We start from the raw sequence: 20086 nt of genomic DNA on the forward strand, positions 1-20086 counted from the left end.
TGATATGAAAAAGACCGCTACAACAAACAGAACTGAATATTACAAAATCAGCAGTTTTATATTTCTCTATTTCTTTACCTGGTCTGCCAGTATTGGCCTGCTGGCTATCTGGTTAGGCCAGAAAGCGAACCTCAGTGGTTCGGTGATTGGTACCGTATTTGCGGTGAACGGGATTTTCTCCGTCATTCTGAAGCCCATCTATGGCTATATTCTCGATAAGATCGGCATGAGCAAATACCTGCTCTATTTTGTGGTGGCAATGTCTGCCCTGATGGCGCCGTTCTTTATTTATGTCTATCAGCCGCTGTTAATGTCCAACACGCTGCTGGGGATTATTATTGGCGCACTCTATTTAAGCTTTGCCTGGTATGCGGGCGTGGCGGCGTGCGAATCCTATTCTGACCGTTTTAGCCGTTTAAACGGCATGGAGTTTGGTCAGATCCGGATGTGGGGCTCCCTTGGCTGGGCAGTGGCGTCCTCCTTCTCCGGCCTGCTGTTTAATCTCTCGCCAGCGTATAACTTTATTATGGGCAGCGTGGCATCGGTGGTGATGCTGATTGTCCTGTTGAGCCTGAAAGTGAACACTAACTCCGCACATGTCGGCGAAGTGCTGACGAAAGAGAAAATTGCCCCGTCAGACGTTTACGCGCTGCTGCGTAACCGTAAATTCTGGGCCTTCTGTCTGTACGTGGCCGGTGTGGCGTGGATGATGTTTATCGCCGAGCAGCAGTTTTCGCGCTATTTCGTGACCTTCTTTGATGATATTCACCAGGGCAATGCGGTGTTTGGTTATCTGGGGACCGTGCAGTCGGGAATGGAGTTTGTCATGTATATGGTGATCCCGCTGCTGGTGAACGCTATTGGCGCCAAACGTGGGCTGTTAATTGTCGGGCTGGTGGTCGGTGCGCGTCTGATTATTTCCGGTCTGTGTGATTCACATCTGTTAATTTCCATTCTTAAGCCGCTGTACGGTCTGGAAATTTGTCTGCTGCTGGTCTCCGTCTTTAAATATATTGCCGAACATTTCGATAAGCGCGTTAACGCCACCATGTATTTGCTGGGATATCAGGCGATGCTGTACGTCGGCAATGTCGTGGTCTCGTCGCCTGCCGGCTACATGTATGACCGCATCGGTTTCGAGAACACCTATATCATCATGGGCGCCACGGCGCTGATCTTCACGTTTATTTCTGCCTTTACGTTATCTGCCTGCCAGAGTAAATGGCGCGGCCCCCGCGCGCTGAACGTAGCAGAACCCTCATCACGATAATTAAGCCGTCAAAGAAGGAACCGAAATATGTTAAGTCGTATCGCAGAGGAACGCCTGCCCGCTATCCCCGTGCCCGTTGATTCGCGCGTATTCCGCGATGAACTGAGTTCAGCGCGCGACCATGTCCTTGCGCTGATTAGCCGCCATTTAACGGCGTTTGGTGAGCAGTTCCCGGCGGAAACCTGCCAGCAGGGTTTTTATCCGCTGACCGACAACGTGGAGTGGACCACCAGCTTCTGGACCGGGCAGCTGTGGCTGGCGTGGGAGATGAGCGGCGAAGCGAAATTCCGCGCGATGGCGGAAAAACATGTGCGCTCGTTTGGCCTGCGTATCGCCGGGCGCCACGACACTAACACCCACGATCTGGGATTTTTGTATACGCTCTCCTGCGTGGCGGCCTGGCGACTGACCGGTAACCGTGAGGCGCGTGGCTTCTCGCTGCTGGCGGCAGAGGCGCTGCTGGAGCGCTTCCACGAGAAGGCAAAAATTATTCAGGCGTGGGGCGTTCTGGCTGACCCGGAACAGGCCGGGCGGATGATTATCGACTGCAATATGAACCTGCCGCTGCTCTACTGGGCGAGCGAACAGACGGGCGATCCGCGCTTTGCCGATGCCGCCAAAGCACATGTGATGCAGGCAGCGAGGTACCTTATCCGTGAAGATGCCTCAACGTTCCACACCTACTATATGGATGTGCACACCGGCGCGCCGCGCTACGGCAATACTCAGCAAGGCTATGCCGATGACTCCTGCTGGTCACGCGGGCAGGCGTGGGGAATTTACGGCTTCCTGTTGAGCTACATCTATACCGGTGATGCGACGATGATTGCCCTGTCGAAACGGCTGGCGAACTACTTCCTCAACCGTCTGCCGGAAGATTACGTCTGCCACTGGGATCTGGCTCTGGTCGGCACGGATGCGCTACGCGACGCGTCCTCGGCGGCGATTGCGGTATGTGGCCTGCTGGAGCTGGTGAAGCATCTGCCGGTGACCGACCCGGATCGCGAGCAGTATTCTGAATGGGCAAAAGGAATGATGTCGTCACTGACGAAACACTACCTGATGGGCAAAGATGAGAAGGGAACTGGGCTGCTGAAGCACTCCGTTTATCATCTGGCAAGCAATAAAGGCGTGGACGAGTGCGCGAGCTGGGGGGACTACTTCTACGTGGAGGCGCTGGTCAGGTTTACCCAAAGCTGGAAGTTGTACTGGTAATATGCCTCCCTGACCCTCTCCCGGAAGGGGGAGGGCAGGAATCAGGAACTGGGTAAACTTACACCCCTTGCTCCAGAATGCGGATATGCGTTTCCAGCACATCGCCCTTCACCGCGTCGCTCCACGCTTTCATGTGCGCGGTCTGCAGGTGGGCTTCAAGATGGGCCACGGTTTCCCACTGCTCAATCATAATGATCGAGTCTGGGGCCGTAGCCTGGAAGCTGGCGGTAGTGGTGGCGTCGACCATCGGCGCGTAGCCGTGGCAGCCTTCTTCCTTCAGTACAGTGGGGATAATTTTCACGAACTCATCCAGCACCGCCTGGCGGTGATGTTGGCCTGGACGAGTACGGATTTCAGCAATAACAGTAAGCATGGTTAACTCCTTCTAATTCCAGGTTACCAGTTAAGCAAAAATTTCCGCGAGATGCTTGCGATATTCTGCGATATAGCGCGGGACGTCAGGCATTTTGATGACGTCGTTAACGATAAAGGTTGGCAGCGGCGTCATTCCGAGGAACTGGTTAGCTTTGTGGAACGGCAGATATGCGCCGTCAACGCCCACCCCTTCGAAGAACTGATCTTTCTCGGTGAACGCTTCCAGCGGTGCGTTCCAGGTCAGGGACAGCATATATTTTTTGCCCTGAATCAGGCCGCCAGAACCGTATTTTTTGGATGCGTCGGAGCGGGTGCGACCGTCGCTGGCGTACAGTGCGCCATGGCCTTCGGTGAAGACATCATCCATGTATTTTTTCACGGTCCAGGGGGCGCCCATCCACCAGCCAGGCATTTGCCAGATAATCACGTCAGCCCACAGGAAGTTCTGCACTTCCGCGTTGACATCGTAATCGCTGTCCGCGCGCACGACCTTAACATCATGCCCGGCGTCGCGCAGAAAACCGTCCGCGACCTCGGTCAGGGTGTCATTCAGCTGGCCTTTAGAGTGCGCAAATTCTTTTGCACCGTTGATAATCAGAATGTTGCTCATGAGGTGTCCTCGAAGATGAAAGTATGGCGAGGATTCTACGCGCGCGAGCGATGCGGTTAAATGAGCAAAATGTGCAAAGTCTTTTGCATTAAACGCAATAATCCCTTACCAGCTGACCTTCACTTCGAAGCCGCCTTCTGCCGCATTGCCCAGCGCGACGCGCATACCATGCAGGGCGGCAATGCGCCTGACGATAGATAACCCCAGGCCGCTACCCGTTGCATCCTGTCCCGGTGGCCGATAAAAACGCTCGCCAATACGCGCCAGCGCATCGGTGGAAACGCCGGGGCCGGTATCACGCACGGTAAAACGCCGGCTATCCAGCGTGACGTCCACCACGCTGCCATGCGGGCTATAACGCACGGCGTTGTCCAGCAGGTTACGCACCAGCAGGCTCAGCAGCAGCGGCTGGCCCTGACGTGTGACCTGTGGGGCATGAATGTTCAGACGAATATCAATCCCGGCCTTCTGTGCCGGATGCCAGATATCCAGCACCGCCGACTGCAGGAGATCGGCCATCACGATCGGTTCGATATCGTCGAGGTTATCCAGCGAGTCCAGACGCGACAGCGTAAGGAGCTGATCCACCAGCCGGGATGCGCGATCGATACCCGCATGCAGCTGCGCCAGCGCTTTTTGCTGCGCCTGCGGATCGTCCTGATACAGTTGCGCCACGTCGGTTTGCACCTTCAGGGCTGCGAGAGGGCTGCGTAGCTCGTGCGCGGCATCTGAGGTAAAACGACGCTCGCGGGTCATCATCTCCTGGGTTCGCGTGAACAGATGGTTCAGCGAGTCGAGCAGCGGGCGCACTTCAGTGGGAACCCCCTGAGTCGGGAGCGCGTCGGTGGCATCCGGTGAGCGGGAGCGCAGGGTCTGCGCCAGTTTTTTTAACGGTTTCAGTTCCCGGCTCAGCAGAACGATCAGCAACAGCAGCATCAGGGGCAGCGCCACCAGCCACGGGGTCAACTGGGAGCTGACCACATCTACCGCCATCTCCTGGCGATACTCCCACTCCTGGCCGACCACCACGCGGTACTTCCCGTCGGGTGAGGTGAGCCATAAAAAACGCCACTCGTCGTTGTCGCCCTGTAGCCGGCCATTATCAAACCCGTCGCGGCGATAGTGGTACGGAATGTCCCGCCCGTTTTCGCCGTCATTTAACATCATCTTGCCGTCGGTGGCGTAGATGGCGAAGGCCAGCGCGTCGTCATCCAGACGACCGTGCTTCGCTTTTTTGGGGATCTCACGCATCCGTTCGGGGGCCCGGATCTCATCCAGTTCCATGGTCAACAGACGTTTGGCAAACAGCATCTGCTGCGTATCGAACAGCTTATCCAGCGTGTGGGTGGTCTGCTGCCAGGCGACCAGGCTTGCGGCAAACCACGCCGTCAGCGACAGCACTAAAAAGAGGAGCGTCAGGCGCAGCTTCAGGCTCAGGCGTTGAGTCAGTTTCATGCGTCACCCAGGGTATAGCCGATACCGTGCACGGTGCGGATAAATTCGCTGCCCAGTTTACGACGAAGATGGTGGACGTGGACTTCAACGGCGTTGCTGGAGACGTCGTCGTCCCAGGTGTAGAGCTTTTCCTCGATCAGCTTGCGCGGCAGCACGCGGCCCGCGTTACGCATCAGCAGCTCCAGCAGGGCGAACTCTTTCGGCTTGAGCGTCAGCGTTTCGCCGTCCAGCGTGGCCACGAGACTGGTGGGATCGAGCGTGACCTTTCCGTGGTGCAACTCGCTGCGGGTCTGGCCGTGGCTTCGGCGCACCAGCGCCTCAAGGCGGGCAGCCACTTCGATCAGTGCAAAGGGCTTGCACAGGTAATCATCCGCCCCCAGACGCAGCCCTTCGACACGCTGGTTCAACGCATCCCGCGCCGTCAGAATCAATACCGGCTCGCGGCGTCCGCTTTCGCGCCAGGCGCGCAGAATATCCAGTCCGTCGATTTCCGGCAGCGTCAGATCCAGCACTACGGCATCATACGGTGCAGAATGAAGCGCGGTCTGGCCGGTTTTTCCGTCGGTGAACCAGTCCACGCTAAAGCCCATTTTGCTTAAACCCGCCTTGATGCCATCGCCGATCAACTTGTCGTCTTCAACCAGTAAAATGCGCATGTTCCCTCCTTGATAACGTCAGTAAACCCTCTGCATCAGCCTGCTGTACAGTAATAATAAATAAATTTTTCCCTTAAGAAGTTGTTAAGGTTTACCCTGTTAAATGGACTGCGAAACCACATTAAAGGGAGAGTTAATATGAAAAAATTCGCTGCGATTGCCGCCATCATGATGATGACCACTGCCCCTGTTTTTGCTGCACAGGGCGGATTTAACGGCCCCTCTGCCGCACAAACCCAGGCCCAGACGCAGGCGGGCGGTTTTGTCGATAATGACGCGAACCTCACCACGGCGGGGAAAGTGAAGGACATGAAGGACGACAGCTGGGTGAAGCTGCGCGGGAACATCACTCAGCGCCTGTCTGATGACCGCTACACCTTCCGCGATGAGACCGGTACAGTTAACGTGGAGATTGACCACAAGCGCTGGAACGGCGTGACCGTAACCCCGCAGGATAAGGTGGAAATTCAGGGTAAAGTCGATAAAGAGTGGAACGATTTTGAAATCGACGTGAAGCAGGTTATCAAACTGAACAAATAACCCCGAAAGGGCCGCGGATGCGGCCCTTTTTCTTTGTGACTCAACACGCCAGATAAGGTAGTATCTGCGGCAATATTGCCTGAAACCTTTCGGTTTCTGAGTTGAGGAATCACACATAATGAGCGATATGGCAGAGCGCCTCGCGCTACATGAATTCACGGAAAACGCCTACCTGAACTACTCCATGTACGTCATCATGGACAGGGCGTTGCCGTTTATCGGGGATGGCCTGAAGCCCGTTCAGCGCCGCATCGTCTATGCGATGTCCGAGCTGGGGCTGAATGCGACCGCCAAGTTCAAAAAATCCGCCCGTACCGTCGGTGACGTACTGGGTAAATACCATCCGCACGGCGACAGCGCCTGTTATGAAGCGATGGTGCTGATGGCACAGCCGTTCTCTTACCGTTATCCGCTGGTGGATGGTCAGGGGAACTGGGGGGCGCCGGACGATCCGAAATCCTTCGCAGCGATGCGTTATACCGAATCCCGTCTCTCCCGCTATGCTGAAGTGCTGCTGGGCGAGCTGGGTCAGGGAACCGTGGACTGGGTGCCAAACTTCGACGGTACGATGCAGGAGCCGAAAATGCTGCCTGCGCGTCTGCCGAACATCCTGCTGAACGGCACTACCGGTATCGCGGTGGGTATGGCGACGGACATTCCGCCGCACAACCTGCGTGAAGTGGCGAAAGCCGCCATCACCCTGATTGAACAGCCGAAAACCACGCTGGACGATCTGCTGGATATCGTGCAGGGGCCGGACTACCCGACCGAGGCCGAAATCATCACCTCGCGCGCGGAAATCCGCAAAATCTACCAGAACGGCCGCGGCTCCGTGCGCATGCGTGCGGTGTGGACCAAAGAGGACGGCGCAGTGGTCATCACCGCGCTGCCGCACCAGGTCTCCGGCGCGAAAGTGCTGGAACAGATTGCCTCCCAGATGCGCAATAAAAAGCTGCCGATGGTGGATGACCTGCGCGACGAATCCGACCACGAGAACCCGACGCGTCTGGTGATCGTGCCGCGTTCCAACCGCGTGGACATGGAGCAGGTGATGAACCACCTGTTTGCCACCACCGATCTGGAAAAAAGCTACCGCATCAACCTGAACATGATCGGCCTCGACGGTCGTCCGGCAGTGAAAAACCTGCTGGAGATCCTGAGCGAATGGCTGACGTTCCGCCGCGATACCGTTCGCCGACGTCTGAACTATCGACTGGAAAAAGTGCTTAAACGCCTGCACATCCTTGAAGGTTTGCTGGTGGCGTTCCTCAATATCGACGAAGTTATTGAGATTATCCGTACCGAGGACGAGCCGAAGCCGGCGCTGATGTCGCGCTTTGGCATCAGTGAAACCCAGGCCGAAGCGATCCTTGAGCTGAAACTGCGTCATCTCGCCAAACTCGAAGAGATGAAGATCCGCGGTGAGCAGAACGAACTGGAAAAAGAGCGCGATCAGCTGCAGGCGATCCTCGCGTCCGAACGCAAGATGAACAACCTGCTCAAGAAAGAGCTGCAGGCTGACGCCGATGCATTCGGTGACGACCGTCGTTCTCCGCTGCATGAGCGCGAAGAAGCGAAGGCGATGAATGAGCACGACATGCAGCCATCTGAGCCGGTCACCATTGTGCTGTCTCAGAGCGGCTGGGTGCGCAGTGCTAAAGGTCACGATATCGACGCGCCAGGGTTGAGCTACAAGGCGGGCGATAGCTTTAAAGCGGCCGTGAAAGGTAAGAGCAACCAGCCGGTCGCCTTTATCGACTCGACGGGGCGCAGCTACGCCATCGACCCGATCACGCTGCCTTCTGCCCGCGGACAGGGCGAACCGCTTACCGGTAAGCTGACGCTGCCGCCGGGTGCGACGGTTGACCATATGCTGATGGAAGCCGATGACCAGAAACTGCTGCTGGCGTCTGACGCGGGGTACGGCTTTATCTGTACCTTTAACGATCTTGTTTCCCGCAACCGTGCCGGTAAGGCGCTGATCAGCCTGCCTGACAACGCGCATGTGATGCCGCCGCTGGTGGTGGAAAACGACAGCGATATGCTGCTGGCGATCACTGCCGCCGGACGTATGCTGATGTTCCCGGTCAGCGACCTGCCGGAATTGTCAAAAGGCAAGGGCAACAAGATCATCAGCATCCCGTCAGCGGAAGCGGCGAAAGGGGTAGATGGTCTGGCGCACCTCTTTATTCTGCCGCCGCAGAGCACGCTGACCATTCATGTCGGCAAACGTAAAATCAAGCTTCGACCGGAAGAGTTGCAGAAAGTGGTGGGCGAGCGCGGTCGACGCGGCTCGCTGATGCGCGGCCTGCAGCGTATTGACCGCGTGGAGATTGACTCTCCTGCGCGCAGTACCGCGGGCGACAGCGAAGAGTAACGCCGTTATCTCCCCCTCTGTTCCGGAGGGGGAATTTCAATAAAATTTCCCGTAAAATCGTTGTTAATTCGTGCGTTGCGATTAACAATACGCGCTCGTAATAAAGTCCTTACCTGGCCACAGGTGAAGTATAATTGTCAGCTGTCAGGGCTTCAGAGGTCGCTATGCTATTCATTGTTCGTTTAATTCTTACCATTATTTACTGCATTCTGGTCTGTATTTTCGGCTCTATTTATTGCCTGTTCAGTCCGCGCAATCCGAAACATGTCGCCACCTTCGGCCATATGTTCGGCCGCCTTGCGCCACTGTTTGGCCTGAAGGTAGAAAAACGCCTGCCGGAAGGGGCTGAGAACTTCGGTAACGCCATCTTTATCGCTAACCATCAGAACAACTACGATATGGTGACGGCCTCCAACATTGTTCTGCCACCGACCGTGACCGTGGGCAAAAAGAGCCTGCTGTGGATCCCTTTTTTCGGCCAGCTGTACTGGCTGACCGGTAACCTGCTGATTGACCGTAACAACCGCGCGAAAGCGCACAGCACTATTGCTGAAGTGGTTAATCACTTCAAAAAGCGCAGGATCTCAATCTGGATGTTCCCGGAAGGGACGCGCAGCCGTGGCCGTGGCCTGCTGCCGTTCAAAACCGGTGCGTTTCATGCTGCAATTGCGGCAGGTGTTCCAATTATTCCTGTGTGTGTTTCCAATACTTCTAATAAGATTAATCTTAACCGCCTGAATAACGGGCTGGTGATTGTCGAAATGCTGCCGCCGGTGGATACCAGCAAATACGGTAAAGATCAGGTTCGCGAGCTGGCAGCACACTGCCGTGAACTGATGGCTCAGCATATTGCGCTGCTCGACAAAGAAGTCGCAGAGAGAGAAGCCGCCGGTAAGAAGTAAGCCGGCGTTAAAAGGGAAAACGAATTCCCGCGTTGTTAGTCGTTTCAGATGGAGCTTATATGTCATTCAGTCGGCGTCAGTTTATTCAGGCTTCCGGGATCGCCCTTTGTGCGGGTGCGCTGCCGCTGACAGCCAACGCCGCCGGGCAGCAACAGCCGCTGCCCATTCCGCCGTTAATAGAATCCCGTCGCGGGCAGCCGCTTTTCCTGACGCTACAGCGCAGCCACTGGTCCTTTACCCAGGGCACGCGTGCGCCGGTGTGGGGCATTAACGGGCGTTACCTTGGGCCGACCATACGCGTGTGGAATGGCGATGACGTTAAGCTGATCTACAGTAACCGTACGACAGAAAATGTCGCCATGACCATCAGTGGTTTACAGGTGCCTGGCCCGCTGCTTGGCGGCGCGGCGCGCATGATGTCGCCTAACGCTGACTGGGCGCCCGTTCTGCCGATTCGTCAGAGCGCGGCGACGCTCTGGTATCATGCCAATACCCCTAACCGCACGGCCCAGCAGGTGTATAACGGCCTGGCCGGCATGTGGCTGGTGGAAGATGAAATCAGTAAATCCCTGCCAATCCCGAACCACTATGGCGTGGATGATTTTCCGGTCATTATTCAGGACAAACGGCTGGATAATTTCGGCACGCCGGAATACAGCGAGCCGGGCAGCGGTGGCTTCGTTGGCGATACGCTGCTGGTTAACGGCGCGCAAAGTCCGTATGTCGAAGTGTCGCGCGGATGGGTACGTCTGCGTCTGCTGAACGCCTCTAACTCGCGCCGCTACCAGCTGCAAATGAGCGATGGTCGCGCGCTACACGTCATCTCCGGCGACCAGGGCTTTTTACCGGCCCCGGTTTCCGTGAAGCAGCTGGCGCTGTCGCCAGGCGAACGCCGCGAAATCCTTATTGATATGACCAATGGTGATGAGGTGTCGATCACCTGTGGCGAAGCGGCCAGCATTGTGGACCGCATTCGCGGTTTCTTTGAGCCGTCGAGTATTCTGGTCTCCACCCTGGTGCTGACCCTGCGTCCTACCGGCCTGCTGCCGTTGGTGACCGATAGCCTGCCGATGCGCCTGCTTCCGCAGGAGATCATGAGCGGTTCGCCGGTGCGCAGCCGCGATATCAGCCTGGGCGACGACCCGGGGATCAACGGCACGCTGTGGGACGTTAACCGTATCGATATTACCGCGCAGCAGGGTACCTGGGAGCGCTGGACGGTTCGCTCGGACATGCCGCAGTCGTTCCATATCGAAGGGGTGAGTTTCCTGATCCGCAACGTCAATGGCGCGATGCCGTTCCCTGAAGACAGGGGCTGGAAGGATACCGTCTGGGTGGATGGGCAGGTCGAACTGCTGGTCTACTACGGACAGCCTTCGTGGCCGCACTTCCCGTTCCTGTTCCACAGCCAGACGCTGGAGATGATGGACAGGGGATCCGTCGGCCAGATGCTGGTCAACCCGGCACCCTAAACCACGATACGATTCCCGGTTCGCCGGGAATGTTTATGCCCGCCAGAAAAAGCGTGAGCACAGGATCAGCACCGGATAAATTTCCAGACGTCCCATAATCATCGCCGCACACATCAACAGCTTGGCCTCGTCTTTTAACGTCCCGAAGGTCGATGCCGTTTCGCCGAACCCCAGCCCCATATTGTTAATGCAGGCCGCAACGGTGGCAAATGACGTGAACAGATCGTATCCCAGCAGGTTCAGCGCCCAGACGAAAAAGCCCGTTATCATCACGTAGAGAAAAAAGAAGCTCCACACCGAGCGCAGAACGCGTTCATTCACGACGCTTTTGCCGACCTTAATACTCAGCAGCGCGCGCGGATGCGCGAGTTGATTCATCTCCTGAATACACTGCTTAAACATGATGAGAAAACGCAGCGCTTTGATCCCGCCGCAGGTAGAGCCGACGCAGCCGCCAAAAAAGCTGGCGCTCAACAGCAGGAAAATGGTGTGGGGAGGCCAGTGAGCGTAATCGGCCGTCGAAAGACCATTGTCGGTCATCATGGAGCTGGCCAGAAAGAAGGCATGTACCAGGCTGTCGGTGCCGTTGTACATCCCCGCGTGCCACACCTGCCAGGCGGTGATGGCGATAATGACGGTGGCGGCACCGAGAAAGAATTTCACCTCCGGGCTGCGCCGAATCGGTTTCAGCGTGCGGCGCGCGATGACGACATACCAGAGGGTAAAGTTAAACGCGGAAAGCAGTGAAAAAGCCCCGGCGACAAGCTCAATCGCGTGGCTGTCGTAAAACCCGATGCTCTCACTTCGGGTTGAAAACCCACCCAATGAGACGGTGGAAAGCCCGTGACAGACGGCGTCAAAAAAGGGCATGCCCGCCAGCCAGTACGCCAGCGTGCAGACCAGTCCCAGCGCCAGATAGGTTACCCACAGCGTACGCGCGGTATCGGCGAGTCGGGGCGTCAGGCGCTCCTCCTTGAACGGCCCAGGCATTTCCGACTGATACAGCTTCATGCCACCGATACCGAGCAGCGGCAGGACCGCGACGGCCAGTACGATGACCCCTAATCCGCCAATGAAATTGAGCTGAGCGCGGTAATAAAGGTACGATTTCGGCAGGGCACTGACGTCCCCTATCACCGTCGCCCCGGTGGTGGTGATCCCTGAGACCCCTTCAAAGAGCGCATCGGAAAAGGAGAGGTGCAGACCGTCATCCATCCATAACGGCATGGCGCTAATCAATGAAAACAGCAGCCAGAACAGAACGATAATCACGAAACCGTCACGGGTGCGCAGCTGTATACCGGAATGACGTGTTGCCCGCCAGGTGAGTCCGCCAAGGGTAAAAAAGGTCAAAAAGGTGGTTAAAAAAGCAAAGTAGGTTCGCTCTTTATTCAGCAGGGCGATAACCATTGGCGGCAGCATGGACAGGCTGTACAGAAGAACCAGAAAACCGCAGAGGTGAAGCACAACCCGCAGCTGGGACACATGTAACGAATCGTTGAACTTCACAAAGAAACTCCGTGCCAGAATGCATCCCGGTAACTGATTACCGCAAGATATAGTGGATATTATGATCCAAAATTAACAGTGCGCTGTATTTTAACGGCTTCCAGGATTTTCTGTTTACTTCTTGCATCCTTTTCTTCAAATCCGGCGGACTAACAGCGTATAATCCCGCTCCTTTTGTCTATTTTTTCTTCGGAAGCACTATGAGCGCAATTTCCCTGATCCAGCCGGATCGTGACCTCTTCTCCTGGCCCCAGTACTGGGCGGCCTGCTTTGGACCGGCGCCGTTCCTGCCGATGTCCCGGGAAGAGATGGACCAACTGGGCTGGGACAGCTGCGATATCATTCTGGTGACGGGCGATGCCTATGTCGACCACCCGAGCTTTGGCATGGCTATCTGTGGCCGTATGCTTGAAGCGCAGGGCTTCCGGGTGGGGATCATCGCCCAGCCTGACTGGAACAGCAAAGACGACTTTATGCGTCTGGGGAAACCCAACCTGTTCTTCGGCGTGACCGCAGGCAACATGGACTCGATGATCAACCGCTATACCGCCGACCGTAAGCTGCGTCATGACGATGCCTACACGCCGGATAACGTCGCGGGTAAACGTCCTGACCGCGCGACGCTGGTCTACACCCAACGCTGCAAAGAAGCCTGGAAAGACGTGCCGGTTATCCTGGGCGGCATCGAGGCGAGTCTGCGCCGTACCGCGCACTACGACTACTGGTCAGACACCGTGCGCCGTTCGGTGCTGGTGGATTCCAAAGCCGATATGCTGATTTACGGTAACGGTGAACGTCCGCTGGTGGAAGTGGCGCACCGTCTCTCACAGGGTGAGCCGGTGAGCAGCATCCGCGACGTGCGCAACACGGCGATCATGGTGAAAGAGGCGCTGCCGGGCTGGAGCGGGGTGGATTCCCGTATCATTGATATGCCGGGTAAAATCGACCCGATCCCGCACCCGTACGGCGACGATCTGCCGTGTGCGGATAACAAACCGGTAGAGCCAAAGAAAGCCGAAACGAAAGCTATCGTTGTTCAGCCGCCGCGCCCGAAACCGTGGGAAAAAACCTACGTGCTGCTGCCTTCCTTTGAGAAGGTCAAAGCCGATAAAGTGCTCTACGCGCATGCGTCCCGTATTTTGCACCACGAAACCAACCCGGGCTGCGCGCGTGCGCTGATGCAAAAGCACGGCGAGCGCTTTATCTGGATCAACCCGCCGGCAATCCCGCTTTCCACCGAAGAGATGGACAGCGTCTTCGCGCTGCCGTACAAACGCGTGCCGCATCCGGCATACGGCGAGAGCCGAATCCCGGCGTATGAGATGATCCGTTTCTCAATAAACATCATGCGCGGCTGCTTCGGCGGCTGCTCCTTCTGCTCCATTACCGAGCACGAAGGGCGCATTATTCAGAGTCGCTCCGAAGATTCGATCATCAATGAGATCGAAGCCATTCGCGATACCGTGCCTGGCTTCACCGGGGTGATCTCCGATCTGGGCGGCCCGACTGCGAATATGTACATGCTGCGCTGTAAGTCACCGCGCGCGGAACAGACCTGCCGTCGTCTGTCATGCGTGTATCCGGATATCTGTCAGCACATGGATACCAACCATGAACCGACGATCAACCTTTATCGTCGTGCGCGTGACCTGAAAGGGATCAAGAAGATCCTGATCGCTTCCGGGGTGCGTTACGATATCGCCGTGGAAGATCCGCGCTACATCAAAGAGCTGGCGACGCATCACGTGGGTGGCTACCTGAAGATTGCCCCTGAGCATACCGAAGAAGGCCCGCTGTCCAAGATGATGAAGCCGGGTATGGGCAGCTACGATCGCTTTAAAGAGCTGTTTGACACCTACTCGAAACAGGCGGGTAAAGAGCAGTATCTGATCCCGTACTTCATCTCCGCGCACCCTGGCACGCGCGATGAGGACATGGTGAACCTGGCGCTGTGGCTGAAACAGCGTCGCTTCCGTCTGGATCAGGTGCAGAACTTCTATCCGTCACCGCTCGCAAACTCAACGACCATGTATTACACCGGCAAGAACCCGCTGGGTAAAATTGGCTATAAGAGTGAAGATGTGGTGGTGCCGAAAGGGGATAAACAGCGCCGTCTGCATAAAGCACTGCTGCGCTACCACGATCCGGCTAACTGGCCGCTGATCCGTCAGGCGCTGGAAGATATGGGTAAAAAGCATCTGATCGGCTCGCGCCGCGACTGCCTGGTGCCTGCGCCTACGCTTGACGAGATGCGTGAAGCGCGCCGCCAGAACCGCCATACGCGTCCGGCATTGACCAAGCACACGCCGATTGTGCATCAGCGTTCAAACGGTAACGCCAGTGCGAAGAAACCCGTGAAACGTAAAGCGTAAAAAATAAAAACCCCGGCGAGCCGGGGTTTTTTTATTCACCCGCCAAACTGATCGGGATCCGGGCCTAAACGCTTGCCCTTGTCCAGCTTCGCAATTTCACTCAGTTCATCTTTATCCAGGCGGAAATCCCAGACGTCGAAGTTCTCAGCGATACGCGATGGCGTGACCGATTTCGGGATCACCACCAGGCCGTTATCCAGATGCCAGCGAATAACGATTTGCGCCGGCGTCTTGCCGTATTTATCCGCGAGATCGCGAATAATTTTCTGGTCGAACACCCCTTCACCGCCCTGTGCCAGCGGGCTCCAGGACTCGGTCTGGATCTTGTGCGTGGCGTTCCAGGCGTGAAGCTGACGCTGCTGCATCAGCGGGTGCAGCTCAATCTGGTTGATAACCGGCGCGACACCCGTCTCGTCAATCAGGCGCTGCAGGTGGTGAACCTGGAAATTACACACGCCGATGCTTTTCACCAGCCCTGCCTGCTGCAGCTCAATCATCCCTTTCCAGGCGTCAACATAGTGATCGATAGCCGGGACTGGCCAGTGCATCAGATAGAGATCGACGAAATCGAGCTGGAGTTTGTCCAGACTCTCCTGCAGGGCTTCGCGGGGGCGTTTTTGATCGTCGTTCCACAGTTTGGTGGTGATGAAAAGGTCGTCGCGGGGCATGCCAGCGCTGGCCAGTGCCTTACCCACGCCGTCCTCATTTTTGTACGCGGCGGCGGTATCTATCGACCGATAGCCGACTTCCAGTGCTTTATGAATGGCGGAGACGACCTCGTCGTTACCGGCTTTCCATACACCTAGCCCCAGTTGGGGCATCACGTTGCCATCCTGCAGCTTGATTACGGTTTGGTTTGCCATTTTTCCTCCTTCAGGTGCTCATCGTCGGAGGGAACCCCCGACGATGTGATGTGCATTAAGTCTGGACGAAATGTCAAAAAACGAAAGTCGGGATGTCAAAAACGCTTAGCGTGCCGCTTCGTAGATACGACGGCTCACTTCCAGCGTAATGTCGCCGTGCTCGCCCAACTGGGTCATACCGTGTTCTTCAAGTTTCGCCAGCAGGGCAGGGATGGAGCTGCCATCCAGACCATAGCCGGACAGACGCGTTGGCACGCCCAGACCTTCAAAGAAGCTGCGGGTTGCTTCGATAGCCGCGTCGATACGCGCATCGTCAGAACCTTCGGTGATGTTCCACACGCGCTCAGCGTATTGCAGCAGTTTGGCGCGTTTGGTATCACGTTTTTCGTTCCACAGTGCAGGCAGGACGACGGCCAGCGTTTGTGCGTGATCCAGACCGTGCATGGCCGTCAGTTCGTGGCCCAGCATATGGGTTGCCCAGTCCTGCGGCACACCGGCACCGATCAGACCGTTCAGCGCCTGGGTTGCCGCCCACATCACGTTGGCGCGCACATCGTAGTTTTCCGGCTCTTTCAGCGCTTTCGGGCCGTCTTCAATCAGCGTCAGCAGAATGCCTTCCGCGAAGCGATCCTGAATTTTGGCATCTACCGGGTAGGTAACGTACTGCTCAACGGTGTGCACAAACGCATCGACCACACCGTTCGCGACCTGACGTGCAGGCAGGGTGTAGGTGTAAACCGGATCGAGGATAGCGAATACAGGCTGAACGTGATCGTTCATAAAGGCCTGCTTATCACCCGTAGTTTTACGGGAGATAACGGCACCTTTGTTGGATTCAGAACCGGTCGCAGGCAGGGTCAGCACGGAACCCATTGGGATCGCGCTTTTGATATCGCTGCCGCGGGTTTCCAGAATGTGCCACGGGTCAATACCGTCCGCGTAGTGCGCCGCAGCGGCGATGAATTTGGTGCCGTCCAGGACGGAGCCGCCGCCGACTGCCAGCAGGAAGGTGACTTTTTCATCACGGGCGATCTTGACCGCGTTCATCAGTGTTTCATAAGACGGGTTAGGCTCGATACCGCCGAACTCACGCACGTCCAGACCTTCCAGCGCGCTGTAAACCTGATCCAGTACGCCGGTTTTTTTCACGCTGCCGCCACCGTAGGTGATCAGTACGCGGGCATCAGCGGGGATCTGTGCGCGCAGGTCGGCGATAGCGCCTTTACCAAACAGAATGCGGGTTGGGGTGTGGAGATTAAAATTATTCATTGCTCGTTCCCTTATGTGGGTGAAAAACCGTGGTGGCGCTGAAGGCGACCTGATGCTGCACATTGTGGCCGTCCGGGGCTATCCTCTCAATGCACATTCCTGCCGATGTCTTGCCCATTTCTACAGAGCGCTGGAGAAAACACGGTAAACTGCGCACACTGTCAACGTCGGAAACCGTAGCCGGAGTAACGTAAAATGAACCGTGAAGCGATCTGCCTTCAGCTTACTGCGCAGATTAAAAGACTGATTGATAAAGAAAATGGCGTCGGTGACATGTTGCCTGACATTCGTCTTCTGTATGGGACGCAGCCAGGGACACGCACACCGGTCATGTACCAGCCGGGCATCGTTTTTCTCTTTTCAGGCCATAAAATTGGCTACATCAATGAGCGCGTGTTCCGGTATGACACCAATGAATATCTTCTGCTCACAGTACCTTTACCCTTTGAATGTGAAACTTTCGCGACAGAAGCGGTACCGCTGGCGGGCATTCGTTTAAATGTCGATATTCTTCAGCTGCAGGAACTGCTGATGGAGATTGGCGAGGACGCATTGTTCCGGCCGTCGATGCCCGCGAGCGGGATTAACTCCGCGACGTTATCCGAGGAGATCCTCTGCGCCATTGAGCGTCTGCTCGACGTTATGGAACGGCCACTGGATGCACGCATCCTGGGCAAACAGATTATCCGCGAAATTCTTTACCATGTGCTGCTGGGGCCGGGCGGTGGGGCATTACTCGCGCTGGTCAGCCGCCAGACGCACTTCAGCCTGATTAGCCGCGTGCTCAAGCGTATCGAAAGCCAGTACACGGAAAACCTGAGCGTTGACCAGCTGGCGGCGGAAGCAAACATGAGCGTCTCGGCGTTTCATCATAATTTTAAGTCGGTGACCAGCACCTCGCCGCTGCAGTATCTCAAAACCTATCGGCTGCATAAGGCTCGTATGCTGATGATCCACGATGGCATGAAGGCCAGCGCGGCGGCGATGCGGGTGGGCTATGAAAGTGCGTCGCAGTTTAGTCGGGAGTTTAAGCGTTACTTCGGCGTCACGCCGGGGGAAGATGCGTCGCGCATCAGAATGATGCAGGGGACCTGAGGGGAGAGTCCAGCCGGGTAAGCGTAACGTCACCCGGCTTTTTTATATCACGCGCTGCAGTATTTCTTCTTAATCACGACCGCAATCGTCCCGAGCAGTCCCGCGACCAGCAGGAAAAGCGGGAGAATCATCAGGAAGGTCATTACCTGGTCTTCGTGGTGTTTCACAAAGGGGATCATATTCAGCGCGTAGCCAAGCGTGGTCACCACGCCTACCCACAGCAGGGCGCTCAACCAGTTGAAGAACTGGAAGCGGCGGTTTGACAGCCCGGAAATGCCTGCCATGGTCGGCAGCAGCGTGCGAACAAACGCCAGAAAACGCCCGGCCAGCAGCGCCAGCAGACCATGGCGGTCAAACATGCAGGTCGCACGTTGATGATATTTATGCGGTAACTGAGCCAGCCAGCCTTTCACGACGCGCGTATTGCCGAGCCAGCGGCCCTGCAGATAGCTCAGCCAGCAACCGAGGCTGGCAGCGGAGGTAAGTATGACCATCGTCGGCGTGAAGTCCATGACGCCTTTACCGATTAACGCCCCGGCCAGTAAAAGCAGGCTGTCACCGGGTAAAAATGAGGCTGGCAGTAATCCATTTTCCAGAAACAGGGTTGCGAACATCACGAAATAGACGATACCTACAACGTGAGGGTCCGCCAGCGCGGCAAAATCGTGTTGCCAGAGCGCCGCAATAATATCTTGAATAACAGCCATGGACTTTCCTGTGGAACAGCAGATGCAGATATAGCGCTATTGTACTCCCTAATTCGCCCGTGGGGTTTGATCGCGGGCGCAACTAATGCAGACTTTTCTGGTGGCAGTGTTCACAAAAGCGTCCAGGGAGTACATTTTCAGCATGCACTCTACACGATACGTTCAAACCCTGCCGCTAAATCCGCAATTAAATCGTCAACATCTTCTAAACCAATATGCAGTCGGATCAGCGTGCCGCTGAAATCCACTTCTCCACCGGGGCGCAGAGCCGCAATTTGCTCCGGCTGGTTAGGCAGGATCAGGGATTCAAACCCGCCCCAGGAGTAAGCCATGCTGAAAAGGGTAAAATGATCCAGATAGTTCGCCAGTTCGTCGTTACTGAGCCGTTTTTTTAGAACAAATGAGAACAACCCGCTACTGCCCGTAAAGTCACGTTGCCAGAATTCATGGCCTTTGCTGCCCGGAAGCGCCGGATGGTTAACGCGCTCGACCTGCGGGTGCCGGGCCAGCCATTCGGCCACCTTCAGACTGCTTTCATGGTGCTGACGCAGGCGCACCCCCAGCGTACGGATACCGCGGCTGGTCATGTAGGCCGTATCCGCATCCACCATCTGGCCCATCAGGTAGGCATTCTCCCGAAGTTGATCCCAGCAGCGCGCGTTGGATACCGCAGTACCGATCATGCCATCAGAGTGGCCAATCAGATATTTGGTCGCTGCCTGAATAGAGATATCAATGTCGAATTCCAGCGCCCTGAACAGCACGCCCGCCGCCCAGGTGTTGTCGATCATGATGATTGCCTCGGGGGCTTTGCTGCGCACTGCTTTCACAATAGCCGGGACGTCGTGCACTTCCATGGTGATAGAGCCTGGGGATTCCAGAAACACAATGCGCGTGTTCGGCTGGATAAGTTCAGCGATACCTTCGCCAATCAGCGGATCGAACCAGCCGGTGGTCACGCCGAGCTTGCTGAGGATTTTGGTGCAAAAATTCTGGCTTGGTTCATAAGCGGTATTGGTCATCAGGATATGGTCGCCCTGTTCCACAAACGCCAGAATGGTATTGGCGACTGCCGCCGCACCACAGGGGAACAGGGCGCAGCCCACGCCGCCTTCCAGTTCGCACATGGCTTCCTGAAGTGAAAAATGGGTTAGCGTGCCACGACGGCCATAGAACAGCCCGCCTTTGGCGCGGTTGCGCGTGGCGATTTTTTTATCCTCGACGGTATCAAATACCAGCGAGGAGGCGCGTTGAATCACGCTGTTGACCGATCCCTGTGTGTATTTTTTGCTGCGTCCTGCCTGTACCAGCGTGGTATCAAGATGCTTCTTTGTCATGTTCGCTAACCCTGTTTTTATACGTCTGGACGTCCAGACTACCACGATTGTAAAAATCTGCA

General features: G+C 56.3%; 17 protein-coding genes. 8 read left to right on the top strand and 9 right to left on the bottom strand.

Annotated elements, in window-relative coordinates; genetic code table 11:
* Positions 1–4: 4 nt before the first annotated feature.
* The gene (locus BJP35_RS17545; protein WP_047743658.1) at positions 5–1270 is read left to right on the top strand and encodes an oligosaccharide MFS transporter; all 1266 of its coding nucleotides are present in this window, start codon (positions 5–7) and stop codon (positions 1268–1270) included.
* 27 nt (positions 1271–1297) lie between these two features.
* Positions 1298–2485 carry a glycoside hydrolase family 88 protein gene (locus BJP35_RS17550; RefSeq protein WP_047743657.1) on the top strand — a complete coding sequence of 396 codons (1188 nt, stop codon included), beginning with the start codon at positions 1298–1300 and terminating at the stop codon, positions 2483–2485.
* A 58-nt stretch (positions 2486–2543) separates the two neighbouring features.
* On the opposite strand, the gene BJP35_RS17555 is transcribed toward BJP35_RS17550, so the two are convergent.
* The 4 genes from BJP35_RS17555 to qseB all read right to left on the bottom strand — a co-directional run bounded on the left by BJP35_RS17555 (position 2544) and on the right by qseB (position 5581).
* Positions 2544–2858 (bottom strand): putative quinol monooxygenase, encoded by a 315-nt coding sequence (locus BJP35_RS17555; protein ID WP_014171627.1) that lies wholly within the window; start codon positions 2856–2858, stop codon positions 2544–2546.
* 30 nt (positions 2859–2888) lie between these two features.
* Positions 2889–3470, bottom strand: a complete 582-nt coding sequence (locus BJP35_RS17560; protein WP_014171626.1) for an NAD(P)H-dependent oxidoreductase — start codon at positions 3468–3470, stop codon at positions 2889–2891.
* 105 nt (positions 3471–3575) lie between these two features.
* The gene (qseC, locus tag BJP35_RS17565; protein ID WP_047743656.1) at positions 3576–4925 is read right to left on the bottom strand and encodes a quorum sensing histidine kinase QseC; all 1350 of its coding nucleotides are present in this window, start codon (positions 4923–4925) and stop codon (positions 3576–3578) included.
* The gene (qseB, locus tag BJP35_RS17570) at positions 4922–5581 is read right to left on the bottom strand and encodes a quorum sensing response regulator transcription factor QseB (RefSeq protein ID WP_025203157.1); all 660 of its coding nucleotides are present in this window, start codon (positions 5579–5581) and stop codon (positions 4922–4924) included. The genes qseC and qseB overlap by 4 nt, the downstream gene beginning before the upstream one ends.
* A 138-nt stretch (positions 5582–5719) precedes the next feature.
* Between qseB and BJP35_RS17575 the strand changes: the two genes are divergently transcribed.
* The 4 genes from BJP35_RS17575 (at position 5720) to ftsP (ending at position 10872) form a co-directional block, all read left to right on the top strand.
* Positions 5720–6121, top strand: coding sequence for a YgiW/YdeI family stress tolerance OB fold protein (locus BJP35_RS17575; protein WP_086463447.1), 402 nt, complete (start codon positions 5720–5722; stop codon positions 6119–6121).
* Positions 6122–6239: 118 nt separating this feature from the next.
* The gene (gene parC / locus BJP35_RS17580) at positions 6240–8498 is read left to right on the top strand and encodes a DNA topoisomerase IV subunit A (protein WP_032678970.1); all 2259 of its coding nucleotides are present in this window, start codon (positions 6240–6242) and stop codon (positions 8496–8498) included.
* A 164-nt stretch (positions 8499–8662) separates the two neighbouring features.
* On the top strand, positions 8663–9400 hold the full coding sequence (gene plsC / locus BJP35_RS17585) for a 1-acylglycerol-3-phosphate O-acyltransferase (RefSeq protein ID WP_020883654.1): 738 nt from the start codon (positions 8663–8665) through the stop codon (positions 9398–9400).
* A 59-nt stretch (positions 9401–9459) separates the two neighbouring features.
* Positions 9460–10872 carry a cell division protein FtsP gene (gene ftsP / locus BJP35_RS17590; RefSeq protein ID WP_020883655.1) on the top strand — a complete coding sequence of 471 codons (1413 nt, stop codon included), beginning with the start codon at positions 9460–9462 and terminating at the stop codon, positions 10870–10872.
* 33 nt (positions 10873–10905) lie between these two features.
* Here the strand turns inward: ftsP and BJP35_RS17595 are convergent, their stop codons facing one another.
* Positions 10906–12381, bottom strand: a complete 1476-nt coding sequence (locus tag BJP35_RS17595; protein WP_047743654.1) for a TrkH family potassium uptake protein — start codon at positions 12379–12381, stop codon at positions 10906–10908.
* Between the two features lie 200 nt (positions 12382–12581).
* On the opposite strand from BJP35_RS17595, the gene BJP35_RS17600 reads away from it, so the two are divergent.
* A complete protein-coding gene (locus BJP35_RS17600) occupies positions 12582–14753 on the top strand; it encodes a YgiQ family radical SAM protein (protein WP_020883656.1) in 2172 nt (723 codons plus the stop codon).
* A 35-nt stretch (positions 14754–14788) separates the two neighbouring features.
* Here BJP35_RS17600 and dkgA read toward each other — a convergent pair whose 3' ends face one another.
* Positions 14789–15616, bottom strand: a complete 828-nt coding sequence (gene dkgA / locus BJP35_RS17605) for a 2,5-didehydrogluconate reductase DkgA (protein WP_020883657.1) — start codon at positions 15614–15616, stop codon at positions 14789–14791.
* Between the two features lie 105 nt (positions 15617–15721).
* A complete protein-coding gene (gene yqhD, locus BJP35_RS17610) occupies positions 15722–16885 on the bottom strand; it encodes an alcohol dehydrogenase (RefSeq protein WP_044857771.1) in 1164 nt (387 codons plus the stop codon).
* A gap of 195 nt (positions 16886–17080) precedes the next feature.
* Between yqhD and BJP35_RS17615 the strand changes: the two genes are divergently transcribed.
* Positions 17081–17980: an AraC family transcriptional regulator gene (locus BJP35_RS17615; protein ID WP_020883659.1), complete on the top strand. Its 900-nt coding sequence runs from the start codon at positions 17081–17083 to the stop codon at positions 17978–17980.
* 47 nt (positions 17981–18027) lie between these two features.
* On the opposite strand, the gene yghB is transcribed toward BJP35_RS17615, so the two are convergent.
* Positions 18028–18687, bottom strand: a complete 660-nt coding sequence (gene yghB, locus BJP35_RS17620) for a DedA family general envelope maintenance protein YghB (protein WP_014171613.1) — start codon at positions 18685–18687, stop codon at positions 18028–18030.
* A 149-nt stretch (positions 18688–18836) separates the two neighbouring features.
* Positions 18837–20024 (bottom strand): cystathionine beta-lyase, encoded by a 1188-nt coding sequence (gene metC, locus BJP35_RS17625; protein WP_047743652.1) that lies wholly within the window; start codon positions 20022–20024, stop codon positions 18837–18839.
* Positions 20025–20086 lie beyond the last annotated feature (62 nt).

The organism is Enterobacter sp. J49 (assembly GCF_002148625.1).
Classification (GTDB): domain Bacteria; phylum Pseudomonadota; class Gammaproteobacteria; order Enterobacterales; family Enterobacteriaceae; genus Enterobacter; species Enterobacter ludwigii.

Coding starts and splice junctions, on each gene's coding strand:
- BJP35_RS17600 (WP_020883656.1), top strand. CDS start 12,582: ATGAGCGCAATTTCCCTGATCCAGCCGGATCGTGACCTCTTCTCCTGG.
- yqhD (WP_044857771.1), bottom strand. CDS start 16,885: ATGAATAATTTTAATCTCCACACCCCAACCCGCATTCTGTTTGGTAAA.
- yghB (WP_014171613.1), bottom strand. CDS start 18,687: ATGGCTGTTATTCAAGATATTATTGCGGCGCTCTGGCAACACGATTTT.
- BJP35_RS17555 (WP_014171627.1), bottom strand. CDS start 2,858: ATGCTTACTGTTATTGCTGAAATCCGTACTCGTCCAGGCCAACATCAC.
- plsC (WP_020883654.1), top strand. CDS start 8,663: ATGCTATTCATTGTTCGTTTAATTCTTACCATTATTTACTGCATTCTG.
- dkgA (WP_020883657.1), bottom strand. CDS start 15,616: ATGGCAAACCAAACCGTAATCAAGCTGCAGGATGGCAACGTGATGCCC.
- BJP35_RS17615 (WP_020883659.1), top strand. CDS start 17,081: ATGAACCGTGAAGCGATCTGCCTTCAGCTTACTGCGCAGATTAAAAGA.
- metC (WP_047743652.1), bottom strand. CDS start 20,024: ATGACAAAGAAGCATCTTGATACCACGCTGGTACAGGCAGGACGCAGC.
- ftsP (WP_020883655.1), top strand. CDS start 9,460: ATGTCATTCAGTCGGCGTCAGTTTATTCAGGCTTCCGGGATCGCCCTT.
- BJP35_RS17575 (WP_086463447.1), top strand. CDS start 5,720: ATGAAAAAATTCGCTGCGATTGCCGCCATCATGATGATGACCACTGCC.
- BJP35_RS17545 (WP_047743658.1), top strand. CDS start 5: ATGAAAAAGACCGCTACAACAAACAGAACTGAATATTACAAAATCAGC.
- BJP35_RS17560 (WP_014171626.1), bottom strand. CDS start 3,470: ATGAGCAACATTCTGATTATCAACGGTGCAAAAGAATTTGCGCACTCT.
- qseB (WP_025203157.1), bottom strand. CDS start 5,581: ATGCGCATTTTACTGGTTGAAGACGACAAGTTGATCGGCGATGGCATC.
- qseC (WP_047743656.1), bottom strand. CDS start 4,925: ATGAAACTGACTCAACGCCTGAGCCTGAAGCTGCGCCTGACGCTCCTC.
- BJP35_RS17550 (WP_047743657.1), top strand. CDS start 1,298: ATGTTAAGTCGTATCGCAGAGGAACGCCTGCCCGCTATCCCCGTGCCC.
- parC (WP_032678970.1), top strand. CDS start 6,240: ATGAGCGATATGGCAGAGCGCCTCGCGCTACATGAATTCACGGAAAAC.